Annotated in this window: 26 protein-coding genes; 11 read left to right on the forward strand and 15 right to left on the reverse strand. The window is 69.0% G+C overall.

What is annotated here, in order from left to right; genetic code table 11:
• Positions 1–954: a methylenetetrahydrofolate reductase [NAD(P)H] gene (gene metF, locus ACO2Q1_RS01905; protein WP_423327852.1), complete on the reverse strand. Its 954-nt coding sequence runs from the start codon at positions 952–954 to the stop codon at positions 1–3.
• Positions 954–1,916: an ArsR/SmtB family transcription factor gene (locus tag ACO2Q1_RS01910; RefSeq protein ID WP_423327853.1), complete on the reverse strand. Its 963-nt coding sequence runs from the start codon at positions 1,914–1,916 to the stop codon at positions 954–956. The genes metF and ACO2Q1_RS01910 overlap by 1 nt, the downstream gene beginning before the upstream one ends.
• Positions 1,917–2,063: 147 nt before the next feature.
• Between ACO2Q1_RS01910 and ACO2Q1_RS01915 the strand changes: the two genes are divergently transcribed.
• Positions 2,064–2,708 (forward strand): hypothetical protein, encoded by a 645-nt coding sequence (locus ACO2Q1_RS01915; protein WP_423327854.1) that lies wholly within the window; start codon positions 2,064–2,066, stop codon positions 2,706–2,708.
• On the opposite strand, the gene ACO2Q1_RS01920 is transcribed toward ACO2Q1_RS01915, so the two are convergent.
• The 8 genes from ACO2Q1_RS01920 to ACO2Q1_RS01955 form a co-directional block, all read right to left on the reverse strand.
• Positions 2,705–3,634 carry a 2-hydroxyacid dehydrogenase gene (locus tag ACO2Q1_RS01920; protein ID WP_423327855.1) on the reverse strand — a complete coding sequence of 310 codons (930 nt, stop codon included), beginning with the start codon at positions 3,632–3,634 and terminating at the stop codon, positions 2,705–2,707. The two genes, ACO2Q1_RS01915 and ACO2Q1_RS01920, sit on opposite strands and share 4 nt — an antisense overlap.
• Positions 3,631–3,963, reverse strand: coding sequence for a DUF5615 family PIN-like protein (locus ACO2Q1_RS01925; RefSeq protein ID WP_423327856.1), 333 nt, complete (start codon positions 3,961–3,963; stop codon positions 3,631–3,633). Before ACO2Q1_RS01925 ends, ACO2Q1_RS01920 begins: the two co-directional genes overlap by 4 nt.
• The gene (locus tag ACO2Q1_RS01930; RefSeq protein WP_423327857.1) at positions 3,960–4,193 is read right to left on the reverse strand and encodes a DUF433 domain-containing protein; all 234 of its coding nucleotides are present in this window, start codon (positions 4,191–4,193) and stop codon (positions 3,960–3,962) included. The genes ACO2Q1_RS01925 and ACO2Q1_RS01930 overlap by 4 nt, the downstream gene beginning before the upstream one ends.
• 24 nt (positions 4,194–4,217) lie before the next feature.
• The gene (ettA, locus tag ACO2Q1_RS01935) at positions 4,218–5,885 is read right to left on the reverse strand and encodes an energy-dependent translational throttle protein EttA (RefSeq protein WP_423327858.1); all 1,668 of its coding nucleotides are present in this window, start codon (positions 5,883–5,885) and stop codon (positions 4,218–4,220) included.
• 85 nt (positions 5,886–5,970) lie between these two features.
• Entirely contained in the window at positions 5,971–6,867 is an 897-nt protein-coding gene (locus ACO2Q1_RS01940; RefSeq protein WP_423327859.1) for an alpha/beta hydrolase, read from the reverse strand.
• A 62-nt stretch (positions 6,868–6,929) separates the two neighbouring features.
• Positions 6,930–7,547, reverse strand: coding sequence for a TIGR02466 family protein (locus ACO2Q1_RS01945; protein ID WP_423327860.1), 618 nt, complete (start codon positions 7,545–7,547; stop codon positions 6,930–6,932).
• On the reverse strand, positions 7,544–8,203 hold the full coding sequence (locus ACO2Q1_RS01950; RefSeq protein WP_423327861.1) for a ribonuclease HII: 660 nt from the start codon (positions 8,201–8,203) through the stop codon (positions 7,544–7,546). The genes ACO2Q1_RS01945 and ACO2Q1_RS01950 overlap by 4 nt, the downstream gene beginning before the upstream one ends.
• The gene (locus tag ACO2Q1_RS01955) at positions 8,200–8,823 is read right to left on the reverse strand and encodes a DNA-3-methyladenine glycosylase I (RefSeq protein ID WP_423327862.1); all 624 of its coding nucleotides are present in this window, start codon (positions 8,821–8,823) and stop codon (positions 8,200–8,202) included. The genes ACO2Q1_RS01950 and ACO2Q1_RS01955 overlap by 4 nt, the downstream gene beginning before the upstream one ends.
• Before the next feature lie 104 nt (positions 8,824–8,927).
• Here ACO2Q1_RS01955 and ACO2Q1_RS01960 point away from each other — a divergent pair, with 104 nt between their 5' ends.
• A complete protein-coding gene (locus ACO2Q1_RS01960; RefSeq protein WP_423327863.1) occupies positions 8,928–10,667 on the forward strand; it encodes an alpha/beta hydrolase in 1,740 nt (579 codons plus the stop codon).
• Positions 10,668–10,670: 3 nt separating this feature from the next.
• Here ACO2Q1_RS01960 and ACO2Q1_RS01965 read toward each other — a convergent pair whose 3' ends face one another.
• Both ACO2Q1_RS01965 and ACO2Q1_RS01970 read right to left on the reverse strand, forming a co-directional pair.
• On the reverse strand, positions 10,671–11,456 hold the full coding sequence (locus ACO2Q1_RS01965; RefSeq protein WP_423327864.1) for a YgfZ/GcvT domain-containing protein: 786 nt from the start codon (positions 11,454–11,456) through the stop codon (positions 10,671–10,673).
• A gap of 71 nt (positions 11,457–11,527) precedes the next feature.
• On the reverse strand, positions 11,528–12,079 hold the full coding sequence (locus tag ACO2Q1_RS01970; RefSeq protein ID WP_423327865.1) for a hypothetical protein: 552 nt from the start codon (positions 12,077–12,079) through the stop codon (positions 11,528–11,530).
• Between the two features lie 83 nt (positions 12,080–12,162).
• Here ACO2Q1_RS01970 and ACO2Q1_RS01975 point away from each other — a divergent pair, with 83 nt between their 5' ends.
• Genes ACO2Q1_RS01975 through ACO2Q1_RS01985 form a run of 3 tightly spaced genes read left to right on the forward strand, consistent with a single transcriptional unit; the run spans position 12,163 to position 15,219 of the window.
• A complete protein-coding gene (locus tag ACO2Q1_RS01975; RefSeq protein ID WP_423327866.1) occupies positions 12,163–13,125 on the forward strand; it encodes a glycosyltransferase family 9 protein in 963 nt (320 codons plus the stop codon).
• Between the two features lie 25 nt (positions 13,126–13,150).
• Positions 13,151–14,485, forward strand: a complete 1,335-nt coding sequence (locus tag ACO2Q1_RS01980) for a dihydroorotase (protein WP_423327867.1) — start codon at positions 13,151–13,153, stop codon at positions 14,483–14,485.
• Positions 14,482–15,219: a prephenate dehydrogenase/arogenate dehydrogenase family protein gene (locus ACO2Q1_RS01985; RefSeq protein ID WP_423327868.1), complete on the forward strand. Its 738-nt coding sequence runs from the start codon at positions 14,482–14,484 to the stop codon at positions 15,217–15,219. The genes ACO2Q1_RS01980 and ACO2Q1_RS01985 overlap by 4 nt, the downstream gene beginning before the upstream one ends.
• Here the strand turns inward: ACO2Q1_RS01985 and ACO2Q1_RS01990 are convergent.
• Genes ACO2Q1_RS01990 through ACO2Q1_RS02000 form a run of 3 tightly spaced genes read right to left on the reverse strand, consistent with a single transcriptional unit; the run spans position 15,200 to position 17,166 of the window.
• Positions 15,200–16,138 carry an alpha/beta hydrolase gene (locus ACO2Q1_RS01990; RefSeq protein ID WP_423327869.1) on the reverse strand — a complete coding sequence of 313 codons (939 nt, stop codon included), beginning with the start codon at positions 16,136–16,138 and terminating at the stop codon, positions 15,200–15,202. The two genes, ACO2Q1_RS01985 and ACO2Q1_RS01990, sit on opposite strands and share 20 nt — an antisense overlap.
• A gap of 36 nt (positions 16,139–16,174) precedes the next feature.
• Positions 16,175–16,855: an SdpI family protein gene (locus ACO2Q1_RS01995; protein WP_423327870.1), complete on the reverse strand. Its 681-nt coding sequence runs from the start codon at positions 16,853–16,855 to the stop codon at positions 16,175–16,177.
• Positions 16,852–17,166, reverse strand: coding sequence for a metalloregulator ArsR/SmtB family transcription factor (locus tag ACO2Q1_RS02000; protein WP_423327871.1), 315 nt, complete (start codon positions 17,164–17,166; stop codon positions 16,852–16,854). Before ACO2Q1_RS02000 ends, ACO2Q1_RS01995 begins: the two co-directional genes overlap by 4 nt.
• A gap of 287 nt (positions 17,167–17,453) precedes the next feature.
• Here ACO2Q1_RS02000 and ACO2Q1_RS02005 point away from each other — a divergent pair, with 287 nt between their 5' ends.
• Genes ACO2Q1_RS02005 through ACO2Q1_RS02030 form a run of 6 tightly spaced genes read left to right on the forward strand, consistent with a single transcriptional unit; the run spans position 17,454 to position 23,380 of the window.
• Entirely contained in the window at positions 17,454–18,005 is a 552-nt protein-coding gene (locus ACO2Q1_RS02005; RefSeq protein ID WP_423327872.1) for a DUF4129 domain-containing protein, read from the forward strand.
• A complete protein-coding gene (locus tag ACO2Q1_RS02010; protein ID WP_423327873.1) occupies positions 18,002–19,249 on the forward strand; it encodes a DUF4350 domain-containing protein in 1,248 nt (415 codons plus the stop codon). Before ACO2Q1_RS02005 ends, ACO2Q1_RS02010 begins: the two co-directional genes overlap by 4 nt.
• Positions 19,221–20,192 (forward strand): AAA family ATPase, encoded by a 972-nt coding sequence (locus tag ACO2Q1_RS02015; protein WP_423328235.1) that lies wholly within the window; start codon positions 19,221–19,223, stop codon positions 20,190–20,192. Before ACO2Q1_RS02010 ends, ACO2Q1_RS02015 begins: the two co-directional genes overlap by 29 nt.
• The gene (locus tag ACO2Q1_RS02020) at positions 20,189–21,505 is read left to right on the forward strand and encodes a DUF58 domain-containing protein (protein ID WP_423327874.1); all 1,317 of its coding nucleotides are present in this window, start codon (positions 20,189–20,191) and stop codon (positions 21,503–21,505) included. The genes ACO2Q1_RS02015 and ACO2Q1_RS02020 overlap by 4 nt, the downstream gene beginning before the upstream one ends.
• Entirely contained in the window at positions 21,502–22,518 is a 1,017-nt protein-coding gene (locus tag ACO2Q1_RS02025; protein WP_423327875.1) for a stage II sporulation protein M, read from the forward strand. The genes ACO2Q1_RS02020 and ACO2Q1_RS02025 overlap by 4 nt, the downstream gene beginning before the upstream one ends.
• Positions 22,508–23,380 (forward strand): RDD family protein, encoded by an 873-nt coding sequence (locus tag ACO2Q1_RS02030; RefSeq protein ID WP_423327876.1) that lies wholly within the window; start codon positions 22,508–22,510, stop codon positions 23,378–23,380. The genes ACO2Q1_RS02025 and ACO2Q1_RS02030 overlap by 11 nt, the downstream gene beginning before the upstream one ends.
• Positions 23,381–23,386 lie beyond the last annotated feature (6 nt).

Below are 23,386 nucleotides of genomic sequence, written 5' to 3' on the forward strand. Positions count from 1 at the left end.
TCAGGCGGTCACCTTGGTTTCCCGCACGCCCAGCACGCGGCAGATCGCATAGACCAGGTCGGCGCGGTTGAGGGTGTAGAAGTGGAAGTCGGCGAAGCCCTCTTCCTGCAGCCGGGCGCAGGTCTCGGCGGCGACGGAGGCGGCCAGCAACTTGCGGGTGTCCGGGTCGTCGTCCAGGCCGTCGAAGTGGTTGGCCAGCCATTGGGGAATGGAGGCGCCGCAGGCGGCGCTCATGCGCTGCAGGCCGGTGAAGTTGGACACCGGCATGATGCCCGGCAGCAGGGGGATGTTGACGCCGGCGGCGCGGACCCGGTCGCGGAAGCGCAGGAAGGCGTCGATGTCGAAGAAGAACTGGCTGACCGCGCGCGTCGCCCCGGCGTCGATCTTGGCCTTGAGCACGTCGATGTCGTGCTCGATCGACGGGCTTTCAGGATGGCGTTCGGGATAGGCGCCGACGGTGACGTCGAAGCCGCCGACGCGGCTGATGGCGGCGGTGAGTTCCGTGGCGTTGGCGTAGCCGTCGGCGCGCGGCTGATAGGCGCCGCCGATGCCGCTGGCGCCGGGCGGATCGCCGCGCAGGGCGACGATGTGGTTCACGCCGATGGACTTGTAGCTTTCGATGACCTCATCGACCTCGGCGCGGCTGGCCTCGACGCAGGTCAGGTGGGCGGCGGGCTTGAGCGTGGTCTCGGTCAGCATGCGCTGGACGGTGCGATGGGTGCGCTCGCGCGTCGATCCGCCGGCGCCGTAGGTGACCGAGACGAAGGCGGGGTTCAGCGGCTCCAGCCGGCGGATCGCCTGCCAAAGGTTCTGTTCGGCGACGTCGGTCTTGGGCGGAAAGAACTCGAACGAGACGCGGACCGGGTTGGCGTTGTCGCCCGCGCGGGCCACGGGGCCGAGCGGCGACAGCAGCAGGGCCCTGGCGTCGGCCAGGTTGAGGGAGGCGGAGGCCATCAGGCGGTCTTTCGGACTTGGGCGGCGGGACGTTCGGCGGTCCAGATGGTGACCGTCAGGCCTTCCTTGTCCGGGCGCAGGGCGATCGGGGCGAAGCCTGTCAGGCCGGCGTCATCCAGCCAGGCGCCGATCTCGGCGTCGGCGAAACCCAGGCGGCGGTGCTGGTGCGTCTCGCGCATGTGTTCGAAGTCATGCGGGGCGAAGTCGACGATGAGCAGTCGCCCGCCGGGGCTGACCAGGCGCGCGGCCTCGGCCACGGCGGCGGCGGGATCGACCAGGTAGTGCAGGACCTGGTGCACGATCACCAGATCGGCGCTTTGGGCCGGAAGGCGGGTGGCGAAGATGTCGCCGTGGCGGAGCTCGATCTTGTCCAGCCCGGCGCGCGAGACGTTGGCGCGGGCGATGTTCAGCATGTTCTGGCTGAGATCGAGGCCGACCGCCATCTTCGCCTTCTTGCCGAACAGGGTGAGCATGCGGCCGGAGCCCGTGCCCAGGTCGACGACGCGGTCGAAGGGGCCGGGACCGGCGGCGCGCTCCAGCGCAGCCTCGACGGCGGTCTCACTGACGTACAATGACCGCAGCTTGTCCCATTGGGGCGCGACCTGTTCGAAATAGGCGGCGGCGGCGTGCTCGCGTTCCTGCCGCACCTCGTCCAGGCGGCGGTGGTCGGCCTCGCCGGCGTTGTCTTCCAGCAGGTCCAGCACCGTGTCGACCAGGCGGCGGGCAGGCGCGTCGTGCGACAGGCGGTAATAGACGCGCGCGCCGTCGGGGAACCGTTCGATCAGTCCGGCGTCGGTCAGCAGCTTCAGGTGGCGTGAAACGCGCGGCTGGCTCTGGTCCAGGATGCGCGACATCTCCATGACCGACAGTTCTTCCGCAGCCAGCAGGGACAGCAGGCGCAGCCGGGTCGGCTCGCCGGCGGCGCTGAGTGCGTCCACGGTCTGGTCGGCGGTCAAGGACATGAGGTCATATAAAGATATCCTTATATGATTTGGCAAGCTGAAACCTGTGTCAGGGCCGACATCATTTTTGGCGCGAGACCGTGGCAGGATCGGCGACGGAGGCGGCGCGTGTCGCCGTTCAAGTGCTGTCACTTTCGGAGTTGCCCCATGACTCGCACCCAATCGCTCGCCGCCCTGATGGGCGCCGTCGCCGTCGTCGCCCCCGCCATCGTGTCGGCCCAGTCCCGCAGCCTGATCCCGGCGGAGACGCTGGAAGTCATGATCCAGCGTCAGGACACCATGTTCACCCGCATGGATCTGAACCGCGACAATGCGATCACGTCGACGGAGATCCAGACCGCCATGGCCCAGATGCGGGGGCAGGGCCGCCAGGGTGGAGGTCAGGGGGGAGGACAGGGTGGCGGCATGGGCGCCGGCATGGCCGGCCTGGGCATGCTGTTCATGTTCGCCGGCCCGCCCCCGGGCGCCGCGCCCGGAGCGGCCGCCGGTCCTGCCGGTGCGGGCGGAACGCCCGACGGCGCGCCGGGCGGGCCTCGGCGCATGCAGATGGATCCGGCTCAGTTGGCCGACCGGATCGTCCAGGCGTTGGACAAGGACGGCGACAGCCAGATCGGTCGCGCCGAAATGCGGGCCGCCACAGAGGAGCGGTTCAAGGCGATGGACCGGAACGGCGACGGCGTCCTGTCCGATGATGAGCGGCCGCAGATGAGGTTCCGCGGCGGCCAGGGCCCCGGTCAAGGCGGCGGCATGGCGCCGCCCGTGGAGATCCCCTCCGGCGACGGCGGCTTTTAATCCGTCACCGGCGTGCGGGGCGGTTCGCCGCCCAGGACCGCCGAGAGGTTCTGGAGCAGCAGCATCAGCATGCCCTGGACCGACTCGGTGGTGGCGCCGCCGGTGTGGGGCGTCAGGACGGTGTTCGGCGCATCCGCCCAGAGGGCCGGGTCGGTCGGCTCCTCCGTGAAGACGTCCAGGGCGGCGCCGCCCAGCGTCCCCGATTTCAGCGCCGCGATCAGGGCGGGCTCGTCCACGATCTGGCCGCGCGAGACATTGACGAGCAGGCCGTAGGGGCCGAGCGCCTGTAGCACGGGTTCCGAGATCAGCCCTGCGTTGGTCGCGTCCACCTTGCAGCAGATCACGAGGATGTCGCTGTCGCGGGCGAGGGCGACGACACTGTCGGCGCGCGGCCATGGAGAGGTCTTTTCGCGCGGTCCCCACCAGGCGACGGACATGCGCATCGCCTCGGCCCGCCGGGCCACGGCCTGGCCGATGGCGCCGAGGCCGACGATCCCGACCCTCTGGCCGTTCAGGGACGGGGTCAGGACGCGGGTCTCGATCTTCCACTCGCCGGCGCGCAGCATCCGGTCGCCCGACACCAGGCCCCGCCGGTGGGCGATGATCAGGCCGAGGGCGTGATCGGCGACGTCCTCGTGGTTCACACCCGGCGCATGGGTCACGATCAGGCCGCGCGCCCGGCACCAGTCGACGTCGATGCGATCGTAGCCGGCGGTGAAACAGGCGATGTGGATGAGGTTCGGCAAGCTTTCGATCAGGGCCTTGTCCAGCTCGAACTCGCCCGCGACCACCAGGGCGCGGATGTCGTGCGCGGCCTCGACCGGCGGGCCTTCCCAGAAGCGATAGACGTCGTAGGCGCTTTCGAGGAAGCCAGTCAGCGGCGCCAGATGGCGCTGCATGATCAGGACGGCGGGACGCTGGGTCATGGACGAACCTCTACGATGACATCGCCTTGCTCCAAGCGCTCGATCACTCTCGGCCAAGCATGACGCAGGATGTCATGAAGCGATCGGTTGGAGATATTGCCGACATTGAGATGAAGAAGGCCGGCCGTGCGGCCGTCTCTTTGCGCCAGGACGAGGAAGTCGTGATCCTTGCTCATGACGGTGGCGTCGAGCGCAAGGGCGCTGCGCCACAGCTCAATGTCGCTGGCCTGTCTCCAACCCAGGGTTTTGACATGCAGGGCTTCGTGGCCAAGCTCTGCGATCAGCGCGCACAGCCCTGTCGGCAAATGCTCGTCGAGCAAGAACTTCAAGCAGCCGCCACCGTGACGATGGAGTGATCCAGAGCCTTGGCGGCGTAAAGCAACGCCGCTCGAAGGTCCTCGGGCTCAAGCTCATCATAGTCGGAAAGAATTTCGGCGTCGGTCATGCCGGCGGCCATCCAGCCGAGGATGTCATGCACCGCGATGCGCATGCCGCGAATGCAGGGTCGCCCGCTGCGCTTTCCGTCTTGGATCGTGATGCGGGACAGGAGATCGCTCATGTCCCGCATCCTATCACAGTTCGATCAGCGCCCGAACTTCTGGAACTTGATCCGGTGCGGGATCAGGGCGTCGGTGCCGAGGCGGCGCTTCTTGTCCTCTTCATAGGCCTCGAAGTTGCCTTCGAACCATTCGACATGGCTGTCGCCCTCGAAGGCCAGGATGTGGGTGGCCAGACGGTCCAGGAACCAGCGGTCGTGGGAGATGACCACGGCGCAGCCGGCGAACTCCTCCAAGGCCTCCTCGAGGTTCTGCAGGGTCTCGATGTCCAGATCGTTGGTCGGTTCGTCGAGCAGGATCAGGTTGCCGCCCGAGGCGAGGGTCTTGGCCAGGTGGACGCGGTTGCGCTCACCGCCCGAAAGCTGACCGACCTTCTTCTGCTGGTCGCCGCCCTTGAAGTTGAAGCTGCCGACATAGGCGCGGCTGTTAATCTCGCGCTTGCCGACCATCATGATGTCGGTGCCGCCCGAGATGGCCTGCCAGATGGTGTCGTCCGGCTTCAGGTCGTCGCGCGACTGGTCGACATAGGCCAGCTTGACCGTCTCGCCGACCTTGATCGTGCCGCCGTCGGGCTTTTCCTGGCCGGTGATCAGCTTGAACATGGTCGACTTGCCGGCGCCGTTGGGGCCGATGACGCCGACGATGCCGTTGGGCGGCAGCTTGAAGGTCAGGTTGTCGAACAGGACCTTGTCGCCATAGGTCTTTTGCAGGCCTTCGACCTCCAGCACGACATTGCCGAGGCGTGGGCCGGGCGGGATCTGGATGACGGCGAAGGACTGGGCCTGACGGCTGTTTTCCTGCTCGGCGACCATCTTCTCATAGGCGGCCAGACGCGCCTTGGACTTGGCCTGACGGGCCTTGGCGCCCGAGCGGACCCATTCCAGTTCGCGGGTGAGGGCGCGCTGGCGGGCTTCGGATTCCGACTGTTCCTGAACGACGCGCTTCTGCTTGGCTTCCAGCCACGAGGAGTAGTTGCCCTCGTGCGGGTGGCCCTTGCCGCGGTCCAGCTCCAGCGTCCACTTGGTCACCTGGTCCAGGAAGTAACGGTCGTGGGTCACCAGGATGACGCAGCCGGGGAAGTTCTCCAGGTGGTGCTGCAGCCAGGCCACCGACTCGGCGTCCAGGTGGTTGGTCGGTTCGTCCATCAGCAGCATGTCGGGCTTGGAGAGCAGCAGGCGGGCCAGGGCCACGCGGCGCTTCTCACCGCCCGACAGATTGGTGACCTCCCAGTCGTCGGGCGGGCAGCGCAGGGCGTCCATGGCCATCTCGATGCGGCTGTCGATGTCCCAGACGTCGCCGGCGTCGATCTTCTCCTGGAGGGACGTCATCTCCTCCATCAGTTCGTCGGTGTAGTTCTCGCCCAGTTCGGCCGCGACCTCATTGAAGCGGTTGACCCACTGCTTCTCTTCGCACCAGGCCTCGACGTTCTGGCGGACGTTGAGGCTGGGGTCGAGCTGGGGCTCCTGCTCCAGATAGCCGCGCTTGACGCCGTCGGCGGCCTTGGCCTCGCCGGAGAACTCGCTGTCCAGTCCGGCCATGATCTTCAGCAGGGTGGACTTGCCCGAGCCGTTGACCCCGACGACGCCGATCTTGGCGTCGTTGTAGAAGCTGAGCCAGATGTTCTCGAAGATCTTCTTGCCGCCGGGAAAGGTCTTGGTCAGACCCTGCATCTGGAAAATATATTGCTGCGCCATGAGGCGGTGCGCCCTGTCGTTCGTGCGAATGGGGAGTGTGGCGCGGGATGTAGCGACTGGGGGGGCAAAGGGCAAATGAACGGCGTCACTCCGCGCCAGGCAACAGAGCCAGGAGCCCCTGGGTGAAGCCGCGCGGCGCCACGGTCAGGTGATCCTCGTCGTTCAACACCTCATGGGTCAACGTCAGGCCCGGATAGCCCCGCGACCGCAGCCGTTCCTCGAACCGGGCGCTGTCTGCGACCATGTCGTAGCGGGTGTTCAGAGCGCCTGAGCCGGGGAATTCATACTCACCGATATAGGTATAGACCCGAGCCCGAAGGTCGGTGTGGGCGCGGGCGTATTCCTCTTCGGTCCGCATCATGGCGTGATCGCCGAACCAGAAGGAGGGGCTCCCCAGGATATAGCCGTCGAACAACTCGGGCTCGCTGAACAGGATCTGCGCTCCCAAGAGTCCACCGTAGGAATGGCCCACGAGGATGCGCCGCGACGGATCAGCCCGGAAACGGTCCTCGATGAACGGCAGAACCTCGGCTTTCAGATAGGCCTGATAGGCTGCGCCGCCGCCAGTGCGATCGTTGATGCGAACGGGGGTGTAGTCGCGGGCGCGGCTGGCCATGCCGCTCTCGTCGACCGCGTAGGAGAGACCCACAAGGATGAATTCCTCCACCCTCGGTCCGTTCAGGTTCACGCGCCGGGTGATCAGGCGGATAATCGGAAAGGCGTAGTCAGCGTCCGTGACATAGAGCACCGGGTAGCGACGCTCAGGGCTGGATTTGTAGCTGGAGGGCAGGCTTACGAAGACCTCGTACCGCCGACCTGACACGGGATCGGGTATGGTCCAGACTTGGGTGTCGGCCAGGACATACGGAGCGCCTTCGACCCGCGCTTTGGAAGGCGGGGGCGCCTGTGCATCGGCCGGGACGGTGCACCCTGCGAGTATAGCGGCTCCGACCAGGGCCATGGCCCATCCAAGCGTCTGCATCCCCGACTCCGTCACAGCTTTGCCGTGAGCCTAGTGACGAATGTGGCGGTGAGGCGACGCCGTCAGGCGTAGTTGAAGCTGATCGAGATGCGGTCGCTTTTGGCCGGGTTGGCGGGCACCTCATGGCGGAGCCAGCTTTCCCACATCAGCACCGTGCCGGCCTTAGGGGTCAGATAGACGAAGGGCTGTTCGGCCTCGGGCGCATCGGCGTGGACGCCGGGGCGGGCCATCATCATGGCGAGGCGGGGGTCTTCCAGCTTGAGCGCCGAGGTGCCGTCGGGGACCTGTACATAGACGGTGCCTGACAGGAAGGCGTGCGGGTGGATGTGGCCGGTGTGGCCGCCGCCGGGCTTGAGGATATTGACCCACAGGTTGTCCAGACGGGGCTTGCGGGCCAGATCGAAGTTCAGGGCCTTGGCGTAGGCGACGGCGTGGCGGTCGAGATGGCGCTTCAGCTCCGCGAACTCGGGGAACCGTTGCGGCAGGTCGTTGAGCGAGCCGTAGGAGGTGTAGCCGCGATAGGCGTGGGCGCGTGACCAGCGTCGGCCGGCCTCGTCCTCCTGGGCCATCATCTGGATGAGATCCACCAGGCCGGCGTTGAAGTCGGCCCAGCCGCGCCCGTCGGCGAGGGTGGCCTGATAGACCTGGGTGACGAACAGGGGGCGCAGGGCGGAAGTCATGAGGTCATGCCGGTGGGGGAGGCGGCGAGCAGGGCGCGGATCGGGGCCCAACTGGGCCGATGTGCCGGACAGGGGCCCAGTTGGTGGAGCGCGGCGACATGAGCGGGCGCCGCATAGCCCTTGTGCCGGGCGAAGCCGTAGCCGGGATATTGGCCGTCCAGATCAATCATCAGCCGATCGCGGGCGGTCTTGGCCAGGATGGAGGCGGCGGCGATCGACAGCGAGCGGCCGTCGCCCCTGACCACGGTCTCGACCTCACAGGGCAGGGCGAAGCGGTAATTGCCGTCCACCAGGGCGGCGGCCGGGGCGATGCGCATGGCCTCAATGGCGCGGCACATGGCCAGGCCAGTGGCGCCGAGGATGTTCAGCTCCTCGATCTCCTCCACCGAGGCGAAGCCGACGCCCCAGGCGAGGGCGCGCGCCTTGATTTGGACCGCGAGCGCCTCGCGCCGGGGCTCGGACAGGGTTTTGGAGTCGTCGACGCCGTCCGGAATGTCGGCCGGGTCGAGGATGACCGCGCCGGCAGACACGGGTCCGGCCCAGGGACCTCGGCCGGCCTCGTCGACGCCGCAGACCGGGCCGCCGATGCGGAGGGCCAGGGCGGTCTCCAGCGAAACGTCGGGCCGGGGGCGGGGCGGTGGTGCAGATCGTGTCATGTGCGCAGGCCCTGCACCTGGCGATGGCGGGCGCAGGTGGTCTGGTGGTCGTTGACCATGCCGACCGCCTGCATGAAGGCGTAGACGATCACGGGGCCGCAGAAGTTGAAGCCGCGCGCCTTGAGCGCCTTGGCCAGGGCCTGGGACTCAGCGGTCTGGGTCGGCGCCTGGCGGAAGTCCGGCCAGGCGTTCTGGACCGGGGCGCCGCCGACGAACGACCAGACCCATTCGGCGAAGTCCGGACCTTCGCCGCGCCGGGCGGCGTCCTGCATCTCCAGCCAGATCCGCGCGCCGTTGATGGCGGCGTTGATCTTGGCGCGGGAGCGAATGATCCGGGCGTCGCCGAGAAGGCGTTCGACGTCCGCCTCGCCATAGGCCGCGACCTTGACCGGGTCGAAGCCGTCGAAGGCGTCGCGCAGACCCTCGCGCTTCCTCAGGATGGTGATCCAGGCGAGACCGGCCTGGAAGCCGTCGAGGATCAGCTTTTCCCACAGGGCGCGGGGGTCGTATTCGGGCACGCCCCATTCCTGGTCGTGATAGGCGACGTAGAAGGGATCGGTCCCGCACCAGCCGCAGCGACCCTGGGCCGGGACGGACCCGCCGGAAACGGATTCGGTCATGGCCCCAGTCTGGCCCAAGCCGCCTGCGTCGTCATGTCTGGAAAGTCGTGGCCGGAGCGCGAAGTCTGGCACATCATCGTTCGAAACGCCGGAAGGGGATCGAGATGCGCTTCCTCAGAGTGATGACGGTCGCGATGGCGGCGCTGGCGCTGCTGGGGAGCCACGGGGCCGTCGCGGCGCGACAGACCACGCCGCAGACCACGCCCGCCGCGATCGACGCCCCCCTGAGCGCCGCCGTGTCGCTGGAAGCGGTGGCCGCGGCGCTGGACGCGGGCGACCTGGACCGGTTGCAGGCGCTGGCGGCGGATCAGACGCTATTGCAGCAGCTGGCGGCGACGGATCCCGACACCCTGATCGAGCTGCACCTGTCGGTGGCGCGGGCGCTGGCGGAGGCGGGGCGGACGCGCGACGCCGTGGCGGCCTATAATCGCGCCCTGCTGGACATCATCCGCTTCCGGGGACAGGGCGACATCTCCCTGGCCGAGCCGATGGAGGAACTGGCGGGTCTGGCCACGGAGCCGTCGCGCCGCGTGACCTGGCTGGAAGAGGCCTTCACCATTCGCGAGCGGGTGCTGGGGCGGCACAATCCGAACCTGGCGCCCTATCGGCAGGCGGCGAACGCGGCGCGGCTGGCGGCGGGGATGGAGCCTGACCTGACGCGCGGAACGCCGCAGGACGCGCCGGCGAACTTCGACCTGGTCGATGTCTGGTACGCGACCCATCGGGCGCGGACGGGCGCCGAGACGCCGTCCGACATGTTCGGCGGGCGGCGGGCGCCGCTGAGTTTCGGCGTCACCGAGGTCAGCGTGCCGCGCGACCGCACGCCGGGATCCATCCCGCGCCCATCGATCTGGACCCTGGAGTTCCGGCCGGACCCCGACAAGCACATGATCCTGAACCGGGTGACGCCGATCAGCGACCGCGACGCCTTCTTCGAGCGGGTGTCCAAGGCGGTGGGGGCGACCGAGCGCAAGGAGGTCTTCGTCTTCATCCACGGCTACAACACCTCGTTCGAGGGGGCGGCGATCCGCACGGCCCAGCTGGCGGTGGACATGAACCTGGACGGGGCGCCGATCCTGTATTCCTGGCCGTCGCGCGCCTCGCTGCTGGGCTATCAGGCCGACACACGGACGGTGGCGGACATGACGCTTTTGAACGACGTCGCCGACTTCCTGACGGATGTGGCGAACCGGACGGGGGCCCAGCGGGTGCATCTGGTGGCGCATTCGATGGGCAACCGGGTGCTGGAGCGGTCGCTGGACCTGCTGGCGGCGCGCCAGCCCGGGCGGCCGCCCATGTTCCATGAGGTGGTGATGGCCGCCGCCGACGTCGGGGTGGACGAGTTCGAAGCGACCTGGCCGCGCATCGTCGGTCTGGGGCGCCGGTTCACCCTGTACGCCTCGCAGCGGGATCGCGCCCTGCAGATCTCGCAGCAGGTCAACCGGATGCGCCGCATCGGCGACGCGCGCGAGATCGTGGTCCGTGACGGCCTGCAGACGGTGGACACGACCGCCGCGTCGGGCGGGCTGCTGGGCCACGATGACTTCGCCGGGGGCGCGCTGGCGGATTTCCGGGCGGTGATGTGGCTGTCGCTGGCGCCGGAGAAGCGGTGCGTGCTGGATCAGGAGAACGGCGCGGGCGGGATGTACTGGGCCTTCGGCGGGCGGTGCGCGGAGGACGAGTTCACCGCCGACACCGCCCTGGTCCGGGCCACCGGATCGATCGACAAGGCGCTGGCCGCGCTGGACGACGACATGTCCAAGGCCGCGGCCCTGGCGCGCGAGGCCCTGCAGGCCAAGCGGCGGCGGCTGGTGGAGATGTTCGGCCTGTCGCCGGTGGCCTGACCGTCAGCTCGGCATCCAGTCGGGCAGGCGGGCCGTGACGGGGCGGCCGTCGACGGTCAGAGGGCCGTCCAGCCGGTCGAGCCGCAGCAGGGCCATGGCCACGCCCTCGACGCCGGTCAGGACCTCGCCGGCCCGGCGATCGCCGTTCAGCAGCACCTCGGAGCCGGCAGGGGGCGGTGGGCCGTCGAAGGAGAGGGCGGCCATGCGGTTCTTGACCGTGCCGCGCCGCTTCATGCGCGAGGTGGTCTCCTGGCCGATGAAACACCCCTTGGCGAAGTCGATGCCGTTCAACAGGTCGAAGTCGGCCTCGATCGGGTAGTGGGCGTCCTGGCCCCCGTCGGCCGCCGGATCGGGAACGCCGACAGAGAGGCGGTGGCGGTGATGGTCGGCTTCATCGGCGTCAGCGGCGACTTCACCGCCCAGGCGTCGGCCGCCCAGGGCGGCGAGGCGGGGGTCGGTGGCGAAACCCTCCGCCAGATCAGGCCAGCAGGCCAGCACGGGGCGATCATCGGCGGCGATCTCGACCCTGGCGCGGAGCTTGTAGAGAGCCAGCCGCTGCATCAGGGCGTCACGACGATCGGCGGCGACGTCGAGGATGACGGCCTCGCCCTCGCCCCAGATGAACAGATCAAACAGCAGACGCCCCGGCGCCGACAGCAGGGCGCCGAACCGGACCTGGCCGTCGGTCAGGGTCTCGACGTCCTGGGTCAGGAGGTTGTGCAGGAACGGTTTTGCGTCCGGCCCGGAAACCCGGATCAGGGCGCGACTGTCGAGGCGGGCGATGGGCATGGCGGCAAGATAGGGCGGGGAAGGCCGGGTCTCCAGTCCATCTCATCCCCCCTCGCACGTGGGAAGAGACGTCATTCGGCCGTCACCGCGTACCGGCGCTCTATGCCGTCGGGTTCGAAGTCATGCGCGTCCAGTTGATCGAGGGCTGCGGACAGGCGTCGGACGAAGCCGTCGTGGTCGTCCGCCTGGGTCGCGGGCCGCAGCCAGTCGGTGACGTCCGAGCGGACGGGCAGGGTTCCGACCGGGCCGGGCACGCTGAGACCGATGGCGAAGCCCTCGGCGATCCAGTGGGTGACGGCGGCGAAGACATCGTCCCCGAACAGGAAGTCGGAGCGGCGGAGGACGAACAGGGTCATGCGGCCGTCCTCGACGCCGTCGGGCCGCAGGATCACGCCGGAACGGTCGGGCCGCCAGTCGTCGGACAGTTCGACCGCTCGCCACAGGCAGAACCAGACGCGGCAGGTCTGGGGCCGGATTTCGTGGACCGAGCAACCGGCGCCGTCCACGCAATAGGCGCACAGTTCGCCGGTCGGCTTGGACAGCTCCGGCAGGCTGAGCGGGATGACGCGGCAACATTCGACGCAGCCGCCGCATTCTCGACCGGGAAGGAGGGGAAGGGACATGGATCACCCATAGCCTGTCCTCCGCTTCGCCCACAGCGGTCCGGAATCGAACCCGTCCCAGAATCCCTGTAAGAGCCAGCCAGATGACCGGCCGCTTTCCCATTCTCTACATTGCCGAGGCCGAGGCCGAGGCGGCGGCGATGTCGTCGGGCGTGCTGGCCTATCTGGTCGAGCAGATGCCGAACTCGCCCATCACCCTGGTGGCCTCGCCCGCCAGCGCGCCGCTGTTCGCCGATACGCCGGGCCTGTACCGCACCCATATCGTCGACAAGACCGGGCGGTTCGACTGGCTGGGCCTGTGGAACCGTCTGCGCCACACGCGCTGGGGCCTGATCGTCGACATGCAGGGCACGACGCTGTCGGGTCGGCTGCGCCGCCAGAAGCGGGCGGTACGCGGGGCGGACCAGCCGGGACGGCATGCGGTGGAGGACGCCGCCGCGGTTCTGCAGCTGGACGAGGTTCCGGCGCCGCATCTGTTCTTTTCCGATGAGACCAAGGCGGTCGCCGACGCCCTGGTGCGGCCGGACAGCCGGCCGATCCTGGCGGTCGGGCCGGGCGCGGACTGGATGGGGCGTCGTTGGCCGGCGGACCGCTATTCGCGCGTGGCCACGGCCCTGCTGAACGACGAGGGCGGTCCCCTGGCGAACGGGCGGCTGCTGATCGTCGGCGAGGAGGCGGACCGGGACCTGGCGCACACCATCCGCCTGGCCGTGCCGCGTGACCGGGTGATCGAGGCGCACGGAAAGCTGACACGGCTTCAGACCGCCGCCGCCCTGCGCCATGCGACCCTGTTCATCGGCGGCGACGTGATCTGGACCCCGCTGGCGGTGGCCGCCGGGGCGCCGACGGTCGGGGTCTATGGCCCCTCCGACGAAACGCGCATCGGGCCCTGGGGCGGGGTGTCGGTTCGCGGCCCGCGCTCGCTGGAGGAGTTCCGGGCGCTGGATCCGAAGCTGAACCAGGCCTTGCAGCATATGCTGGACCTGCCGGCCGAACGGGTGCTGAAGGCCGCGAAGAAGCTGCTGGCCGATCGCGCGGCCGTCTGACGTTCCCTATTTGCGAGAACCTGCGATGACCCAGACCTATGACCTGATCGTTCGCGGCGGCGAGGTCGCCAACCACGCGGGGCGCGGCCCGGCCGACGTCGGGGTTCGAAACGGCAAGATCGCCTTTGTCGGCGACCTGTCCCAGGCGTCGGCGGGGGAGGTGGTGGACGCCGCCGGCCTGACGGTCCTGCCCGGCGTGATCGACACCCAGGTGCATTTCCGCGAGCCGGGGCTGGAGTGGAAGGAAGACCTGGAGACCGGCAGCCGCGCGGCCGCCCTGGGCGGGGTCGTCGCCGTGTTCGAGATGCCGAACACCAATCCCAACACCGTCGATCAGCCGACCATCGAGCACAAGCTGGCGCGGGCGCGGGACAGGATGTGGACCGACCACGCCTTCTATGTCGGGGGCACCCACGCCAACGTCGATCACCTGGCCGAGCTTGAGCGACTGCCCGGCATCTGTGGGGTGAAGGTGTTCATGGGGGCCTCGACCGGCGACCTGCTGATCGCCGACGACGACGGGGTGCGGGCGGTGCTGTCGAACGTCAATCGCCGCGCGACCTTCCATTCCGAGGACGAATACCGGCTGGCCGAGCGGCGCGAACTGGCCGTGACCGGCGACTGGACCAGCCACCCGGTGGTGCGCGACGCCGAAAGCGCCATCCGCAGCACCGAGCGTCTGGTGCGGCTGGCGCGCGAGACCGGCGCCCGCATCCATGTGCTGCACGTGTCGACGGCCGAGGAGATCCGCTTCCTGGCCGACCACAAGGACGTCGCCACTGTGGAGATCACGCCCCAGCACCTGACGCTGGACGGAGACGAGGCCTATGCGCGGCTGGGCGCCTACGCCCAGATGAACCCGCCGATCCGCAACGCCCATCACATCGCCGGACTGTGGACCGGCATCCAGCAAGGGGTGGCCGACGTGCTGGGATCCGACCACGCGCCGCATACGCGCGAAGAGAAGTCCAAACCCTATCCGGCCTCGCCGTCGGGCATGCCGGGGGTGCAGACACTGGTGCCCGTCATGCTGACCCATGTGGCCAACGGAAAGCTGAGCCTGGAGCGGTTCATCGACCTGACCTCGGGCGGGGCGCAGCGGGTGTTCCAGACGGCGAACAAAGGGCGGATGGCCGAAGGTTATGACGCCGACCTGACCCTGGTCGATCTGAAGGCCAAGCGCACCATCACCCACGACCAGCAGGCCAGCCGTTGCGGCTGGACCCCCTTCGACGGTTTCGAGGCGACCGGCTGGCCGATGGCGACGATCGTGCGCGGCCGGGTCGTGATGCGCGACGCGGAACTGATCGGTGCCGCGCACGGCCGTCCGGTGCGGTTCCAGGAGACCCTGGGCGCGTGAGCGAACGGCCGAAGCTGGGCCTGATCGGCTATGGCGCCTTTGGACGGCTGACGGCGCGGCATCTGTCGCGGACGTTCGAGATTCTGGCCCATGATCCGGCGGGCGAGGGGGATGCGCACGCCCGTCTGACCGATCTGGCGACGGCGGCGGCCTGTCCGGTGGTCGTGCTGGCCGTGCCGGTGGGAGCGATGAGGGCGGTGGTCGCCGAGATCGCGCCGCTGCTGGCGCCGGGGACGCTGGTCATCGACGTGGGCTCGGTGAAGGTGGCGCCGATGCGGGTGATGACGGACGGCCTTCCCGACCACGTCCGCATCGTGGGCGCGCACCCGCTGTTCGGGCCGCAGAGCGCGGCGGACGGCGTGGCGGGCCTGAGGCTTGCGGTCTGCCCGGCCAACGATCCCGGGGCGGCGCGCCGGGTGGCGGCCTGGTGCCGCAAGGCCCTGAAGCTGAAGGTCTTCGTGGTTTCGGCCGAGGCGCACGATCGCGAGGCGGCGACGGTGCAGGGTCTGACCCATCTGATCGCGCGGGTGCTGGTGGCCATGGAGCCCCTGCCCAGCCGGATGACCACCGCCAGCTTCGAGAAGCTGATGCAGGCGGTGGACATGGTCCGTCACGACAGTCCGGCCGTCTATGACGCGATCGAACGCGACAACCCCTATTCGGCTGAGGTTCGGGAGCGGTTCTTCAGCCTGGCCGAAGAGGCGCGCAGGGGGCTCAGCGGTCCCTCAGAATGAAGTCGGCCACGGCGGGCGTGATCGCCGGATCCAGCGGCAGGGCGGCGTTTCCATAGGTCGCCAGGTTGGCGGCGCGGTCGGCCGGCGCCTGACGCAGCACATGGTTCACGCCCTCGAAGATGACCTTGACGGCGTCCGGCTGGGCGGCGGCCAGGCGTTCGGCGTTGTCGGGCGTCACCTGAACGTCGGTGGACCCGTGCCCGATCAGCACCGGCCCCGGATAGGCGGCGACCAAGGCGACCGGGTCCCTAGCGATATAGCTGATCAGATAGGGCTGGACCGAGGGTCGGAACAGCGCCTCCAGGCCGGGAACGGAGGGCGTCGTGCGACCGGCTTCGAGGTCGTCCAGGGCCGCGAAGGCGGCGGGCTTCATGGCGTCGGGCAGGGCGACGGCCAGTTGGGCGCGGATCTCCTCACCGGCCTTGCGTCCCACGGGCGAGAGCAGAACGACGCCGCAAACCCCGGGATTGTCGGCCGAGGCCAGCAGGACGACGAGCGCGCCTTCGGAATGGCCGATCAGCCAGGCGCAGGGCCGGCCCGAGCGAGCGGCGGCGTCCGCGGCCCAGGCGCGGGCGTCGTCGACATAGGCATCGAACGTCAGCTTCGACTCATCGAACCCGGCGGCGGCGCTGGCGGCGATGCCGCGCTTGTCGATGCGGATCGTGGCCACGCCGCGTGCGGCCAGGCCCTCGGCCAGTTGGCGAAGCACGCCGCCGGTGACGCCGAGCGGACTGTTCCCGTCACGGTCGGTCGGACCGGAGCCCGGAATGATGACGGCGGCGGCGCGGGCCGGGCCCCGGGGCGCGAGAAAGGTCCCGTGCAGCGGCGCGGGCTGTGCGGCCAGTTCAATGTCGGTCGAGACGGGTTCGGTCAGGGCTGGGGCGGCCAACAGGGCGCCCGCGATCAGCAGGTTCAGCATGGCGGTCTCCGGGACGAGAGGTGAAGGGTGTCGGGGTCAGAAGGGCTGGCGGTCGGGGTCGGAGCGCCAGACACGCCAGCTTTCGAAGACCGACCAGACAGCGGCCAGGATGATGGCGGCGGTCGTGACAAGGGCGCCGGCGGGCTGGGGCGCGAACGGCCCCGCCAGGATCAGGACGAGGCCCAGCCAGAAGAAGAGACGGCCGGCCAGGCGATTGGAGCGGTCCCAGGCCAGTCGGCTCTTGAACGCCCAGGGGGTGCGAACGCCGATCAGGGGATTGGGGCCGACCCGTCCCAGGCCTGCGCCGACCATCACCAGAATCAGGCCCGTGAGCACCATGGTCCAGCCGATCGCCGGGGGCTCGGCGCCCAGCGACGCGCCGAGGCTGGCCCAGCCGATGATGGCGCTGACGCCGCCGATTGCGACCAGCGACACCGCCTGGCCGGCGCGCAGGCCCCGCCGTCGCGCCGGGTCGTCGGACGCCCCGGCGTACCAGCCCATCATTCCGGCGGTGATCGCCGCCATCACCGCCATGAAACCGAACAGCAGGGCGAGTTCGCGCCGGTCTCCCCAGCGGTCGACCTCGCCGGCCGCATTGAAGTGCATGGGGTAGGGGACGTTCGGCGCCTGGGTCAGGACCCACAGGGACAGGGCCGCGATCGCGGCGGTGACGGCCACGGTGGCGGCGTCCAGAAGGGTGAAGCGGCGGTCGGTCATCGGGGCGTCTCCTTCGTGTCGGGCAGGGCGGCGGGGATGGTCTGGTCGGCGGTTCCGGTTCCGGTCAGGTCCATCAAGAAGGCCAGGGCTTCTTCGACAGCCGAGATTTCCAGCCGGTAGCGGATGGTCTGGCCGTCCCGTTCGGGGCTGACCAGATGGGCCTCCTTCAGCGCATTCAGGTGGCCGGTGATGGTGGGCCAGCTCATGTCGAAGGCGGCGGCGATATCGCCGGACGCCATCGGACCCTGGCGCAGCATCTCGATGATGCGGCGACGAACCGGATGCGACAGGGCCTTGAACAGAGTGTTCATAGGGGAAAGGCTAATTAGGAAAAATCCTAAATGCAAGCCGTGTTCGAGGTCCGTCTCCGGAGTTGCGCCGCTGGAGCCGTTCAAGGCCGCCCGCTGCGGCCCGAGCAGGGGAGAGGCGGATGTGATGTCCTCGCCGAGCTTCCTGTCATTGACTGGCCGTGTATGGCGGCTATGGCTTGGATGTGTCTTCCGCTGGGTCTTCGATTGTGACGGACGCCGTGAGGCCTGCGGCGGCGTCCGATCCGGCGCTGACCGAGGCGCACGCGAAGCTGCTTGCGGATAAGGGGATGCAGTTCGATCGGGTGGGCTTCACTCCGCCCGAGACGCCGGCCTGGGTCCAGTCGCTCCGTGATGTCCTGGGCGCCCTGGAGCCTGTTCTGGAGCTGGTGTTCTGGTGCGGCCTGGCCCTGATCCTGGGCGGCCTGGTGTTTCTGATCGGTCGCGAGGTCCTGAAGTTGCGGGCGCCTCGCGCAAGGCCGCGTCCGCAGGTGGTCGTGGAAACCGAATGGCGGCCGGACGAGACGACGGCGCGCAACCTGCTGGCTGGAGCCGACGCCCTGGCGGCGCAGGGGCGATACGCCGAGGCGGCGCACCTGCTGCTGCTGCGCAGTGTCGAGGACATCGAGCTGAAGAAGCCACGCGCGGTCAGGGTGTCGCTGACCACGCGAGAGATCGCGGCCCTGTCGGGGCTGCCCGAGGCCGCGCGTCCGACCTTCGGTCTCATCGGAACGGTGGTGGAGCGGAGCCTGTTCGGCGGACGGCCGGTCGATGCGGCGGACTTCGCCGAATGCCGACGCGCCTATGAGGCCTTCGCCCTGCCCGAAGGATGGCGCGCGTGAGCCGTTCGCGAGACAGTTCAGCAGCGACGTCCCGTCGCGGCTCCGGCGGATTTTCGCCGCTGACCATGATGGTGGTGCTGCTGATCGGGGTGGTGTCGCTGGCGGGGCTGGGGGTGCTTTCGGCCTATGCGCCGGAGCTGAAGTCCGGAAACGACGGCGGGGAGCATGCCCTGTCGCGTTCATCGATCGGCTACGCCGCCCTGCCTCGCCTGCTGAGCGCCACGCGCCAGCCGGTGATCCTCAGCCGTGGTGAACTGGGAGCGGGAGCGGAGGACAGCCTTCTGGTGCTGACGCCGACGATGCGCACGCGGCCGGAAAGCGTCGCCGACCTGGACTATGCCGGTCCGCGCCTCATCATCCTGCCGAAATGGCATGCAGCCCCCTATCGCGACCGGCCGGGATGGGTGACGACGCTCGGGACGATCGAACCGGATCAGGCCCTGTCCGTCCTGCCCGAAGCGATGCGGGCCGGCGCCACGCTGACCACGGCGCCGGAGGCGGCGGACACCGTCCTGCGGCGACCCAATGGAGCGGCGTTCGGGGCCCCGACCAGGACCGAGAGTCCGCGTCGCATCGCCGGCGCCCAATGGATCCCCGTGGTGGTGGACGCCCAGGGCGCCGCCGTCCTGGTGATGCACCGCCATAGCCGAACCTATGTGCTGGCCGACGCCGATCTGGTGAACACCCAGGGGGTCAAGTCCCTGAACGGGGCGAAGACGGCGCTGGCCCTGCTGGACATCGTGCGGGCCGAGGGAAGTCCCGTCGTTTTCGATCTGACGCTGCACGGCTTTCAGCGCACGCGAAACCTGCTGCGTCTGATGCTGGAGCCGCCGCTGCTGGGCATGACCCTGGTCCTGGCGGCGCTGGCGGCCTTCGCTGGATGGCAGGCGGTGGTGCGTTTCGGTCCGCCCCGTCGCGCCGGACGAGCCCTGGCGCTGGGCAAGAGCGCCCTGGCCGACAACACCGCCAGCCTGGTCAGGATGGCGCGGCGCGAGCACCATATGGCGGCGCCCTACGCCCAGTGGACCCGGTCCACCGTGGCGCGGGCCGTCGGCGCGCCGAGAGATCTGGATGACGCCGGCCTGGACGCCTTTCTGGACCGGGTGGGCGTCACGGTCGGGACGACTCACGCCTATACGGCCCTGGCTGGGGACGCCCAGGCGGCCAAGACAGCCGGCGACCTGATGCGTGTCGCCAGAAACCTGCATCGCTGGACTGAGGAGACGACCCGTGCACGTCAATGAGGTGAAGATCCTCGCCGATCGCATCCGCGCCGAAATCGCAAAGGCCGTCGTGGGGCAGGAGAGTGCGGTGGACCTGCTGCTGACCGCCCTGTTCGCGGGCGGGCATGTGCTGCTGGAGGGGCCCCCGGGGACGGCCAAGACCCTGCTGGCGCACAGTTTCGCGCGCGCCGTGGGTCTCGACTATGGCCGGATCCAGTTCACCCCGGACCTGATGCCTGGGGACATCATCGGCTCCAACCTGTTCAACTTCCAGACGTCGAGCTTCACCTTGACGCGGGGGCCGATCTTCTGCGAGCTGCTGCTGGCCGACGAGATCAACCGCACGCCGCCCAAGACCCAGGCCGCCCTGCTTGAAGCCATGCAGGAGCGGCAGATCACCATCGACGGCGAGCCGCATTCGCTCGGCCGGCGCTTCACGGTCGTCGCGACCCAGAATCCGATCGAGCAACAGGGCACCTATCCCCTGCCGGAGGCCCAGCTGGATCGATTCCTGTTCAAGCACCTGCTGACCTATCCCAGCGCCGAGCAGGAGCGCGCCATCATCGCCGGCCACGGCGCGCGGACCAGACAGATGGACCCGGTCGCGCTCGGCGTGGAGGTCGTCGCCGCGGCCGAAAGCCTCGACGCCGCCACGGAGACGGTGGCCGGCATCCGCCTGACGGAAGAGGTGGTGGCCTATATCGCGGATCTGGTTCGCGCGACGCGGGACTCGGCGGATGTGGAGGTCGGCGCATCGCCGCGCGCCGGAGCCATGCTGGCGGTCGCGGCCCGCGCCCGCGCGGCCCTGGACGGAAGGGACTATGTCATTCCCGATGACGTGAAGGCCCTGGCGGCGCCGGCGCTGCGGCACCGGCTGGTGCTGTCCCCGGCCGCCGAGATCGAGGGCCGGCGTGTCGATCAGGTTCTGGCCGGACTGGTGGATCGCGTGGCGGCGCCCCGGTGATCTATCCGACGCCGCGGGCGGTGATCCTGATGGGGGCGGGCGCGGCGGTCGCCCTGGTCGTCGGCGTGCTGACGCCGTCCGGCTGGATCCTCGGTCCGGCCTGGATCGCCGTGCTGGCGCTGCTTCTGATCCTGGATGCGGCGAGGGCCGGCTCCCGCACGGCGCTGAGGCTCGCCGAAATGGAGCCCCTCCCGGCGGCGGTCGGCCGGACCGGGACGCTGGCGTTCGAGGTGGAATTCGCCGGTGACGGGCCGAGGCCGACAGCGGTCAAGGCGGCGCTGGCGGCCGAGGGGAGGCTCGGGCTGGCGGAGGAGAGCACGACGGCGGCGGTCCAGGCGGGCGGCGCGCGCCTGGTCTTCGACTTCAGACCGGAGCGCAGGGGGCTTTCAAGCCTCGAGACCCTTTGGGTTCGCTGGTCCGGCCCCCTCGGCCTCGCCTTCAAGCAGAAGGTCTTCGATCTGGGGGTGGCGGTTCCGGTCCTGACGGACATCCAGGGCGTCCGCGATCAGGCGGTGAAACTGTTCGCGCGAGACGCTCTGTTCGGCGCCAAGGCGCAGGTTCAGCTCGGCGAGGGAAGCGAGTTCCAGGCGCTGAGCGACTATCGGCCCGGGATGGATCGACGCGCCATCGACTGGAAGCAGTCGGCGCGTCATGCGTCCCTGCTGGCCAAGGAGTTTCGAACCGAGCGCAACCACAACGTCATCATGGCGCTCGATTGCGGACGGACGGCCTCCGAGCCTGTCGACGGGATGCCGCGCATGGACCGATTCATCCATGCGGCCCTTCTGCTGAGCTACGCCTGTCTGAGGTCCGGCGATCGGGCGGGGCTTTTCGCCTTCGATTCGGAGGTGCGGATCGATACGGGCCCCCTGGCGGGATTGAACGCCATCCGGACCCTCCAAACCCTGGCGGCGCGCATCGACTATTCCACCCAGGAGACCAACTACACCCTCGCGCTGTCCTCCCTGTCTGGAAAATTGAAGCGTCGGTCCCTGGTCGTGGTGTTCACCGATTTCACCGACTCGACCGCGGCCGAACTGATGATCGAGTCCGTCGGGCGGCTGTTGCGTCGACACCTGATCCTGTTCGTCATGATGCGGGACGAGGAACTGGAAAGCCTGGCCGCCGCCGCGCCGGATGAGCCGGAGGACGTCGCGCGGTCCGTGGTGGCGGCCGGCCTGCTGCGCGAACGGAATCTGGTCGCCACCCGACTGCGCCGGATGGGGGCGCACATCGTCGAGGCCGCGCACGGCCAGGTCGGCCCTGACGTCTTGAACGCCTATCTGGACCTGAAACGCAGGGATCTGCTGTGACGGACACCGCTTCCCCCGCCCGCCTGCTGCGCAGTCAACGCTTCCGCCGGGAGCGCGAGGCGGATTGGGCGCGTCTGGAACGGCTGCTGGATCGCGTCGAGAAAGGCTCGGTCGCCAGGCTGACCGACGACGAGATCCTGGCCGTCCCGGTTCTGTATCGATCGACCCTTTCGGCCCTGTCGGTCGCGCGCGAGACGTCGCTGGACCAGGGACTGATCGACTATCTGGAGACGCTGTCTGCGCGCGCCTATTTCTTCGTCTATGGCGCACGCGCCACGCTGCAGGACCGGGTGATCGGGTTTTTCCGGATCGACTGGCCCGCAGCGGTGGCGGGGCTGTGGCGCGAGACCCTGGCGTCAGCGGCGCTGATGGCGTTCGGCGCCGTGGTGGCGGCGTGGCTGGTGACCGTCGAGCCCGAATGGTTCTACGCCTTCGTTCCCGCAGACCTGGCGGGGGGGCGCAACCCGGCGGCGTCGACCGAGACCCTGCGCGCCACCCTGGACGGGACCGACACCGGGGACGGACTGTCGGTGTTCGCCGCCTATCTTTTCACCCACAACGCCCAGGTGGCGATCCTGGCCTTCGCCCTGGGGTTCGCCCTGTGCGTGCCGACGGCGATGTTGATGATCTACAACGGGGCCACGGTCGGCGCGTTCGTGGCGTTGTTCGCCAGCCGCGGGCTGGGGGTGGAGATCGGGGGCTGGCTGCTGATCCATGGCGTGACGGAGTTGTTCGCCGTCATTCTGGCGGGCGCCGCCGGCCTGAAGATCGGCTGGGCCGTGGCCTTCCCCGGAGACAGGGATAGGCGGGATGCGGCGGTCCGGGCCGGACGTCCGGCCGCCGTGGCCATGGGCGGGGTCGTGGTCATGCTCTTCATCGCCGGCCTGCTGGAAGGGTTCGGCCGCCAACTGATCGAGGACACCGTCGTCCGGTACGCCGTGGCCGCCTGCACCGGCCTGATCTGGGCCGCCTATTTCTATGGTCCGCGCAGGAGGGCGTCCGATGCTCGCTGACCGCCAGGGAGCATCGGGAAGCCAACGCGTCTTCGTCACGCCCGAGGGCGTCGATCTGGGCCTGAACATCGGCGACGCGGGGCAGAGGGCAGCGGCGTTCCTGCTGGACGCCGCGATCATCATCGGGGTCCTGATCGCCTTCACCTTCGCCTCGTTGCTGATGGGCGTGGGGTCCGGAGGCGCGTTCGGCTTCGAAGTGGTGGCGGTGATCTGGCTGCTGGTCTTCTTCCTGTTGCGGAATTTCTATTTCACCGCGTTCGAGCTGTCGGCGGCGGCGGCGACGCCGGGCAAGCGCGTCTTCGGTCTGAGAGTCGCGGCGCGCGACGGCGGACGTCTGAGGGCGGAAGCCGTGTTCGCCCGCAACGCCCTGCGTGAACTCGAGGTGTTCCTGCCGCTGTCGCTGCTGATCAATCAGTCGAACCAGGGCGGGGTGGACGGATGGCTGTGGCTGCTGGCGCTGGTCTGGGCCGCGGTGTTCGTCTTCTTCCCGCTGACCAATCGCGATCGGTTGCGGGTCGGCGATCTGGTCGGCGGCACCTGGGTGGTGCGCACGCCTCGCCGGAAGCTGATGCGCGACATGGCCGACGACGGCGCGGCCAACCTGGCGCGTTACGCCTTCACCCTGGATCAGCTCGACGCCTATGGGGCCAAGGAGCTGCATGTGCTGGAATCGGTTCTGCGCCAGCGCGACCGTCGGACGATGCGGGCGGTGGCGGAGCGGATCGCCGCCAAGATCGGCTGGGCGCCCGCGTTCGATCAGCGCGACGAGGATTTCCTTCAGGCCTATTACGCCGCCCTTCGGGAAAGACTGGAGCAGCGACTGCTGATGGGCGTCAGGCGTCGTGACAAGCACGACGTCTGAGTCCCC

Origin of the sequence: Brevundimonas sp. VNH65, from assembly GCF_049445955.1 — a bacterium.
Taxonomy (GTDB): domain Bacteria; phylum Pseudomonadota; class Alphaproteobacteria; order Caulobacterales; family Caulobacteraceae; genus Brevundimonas.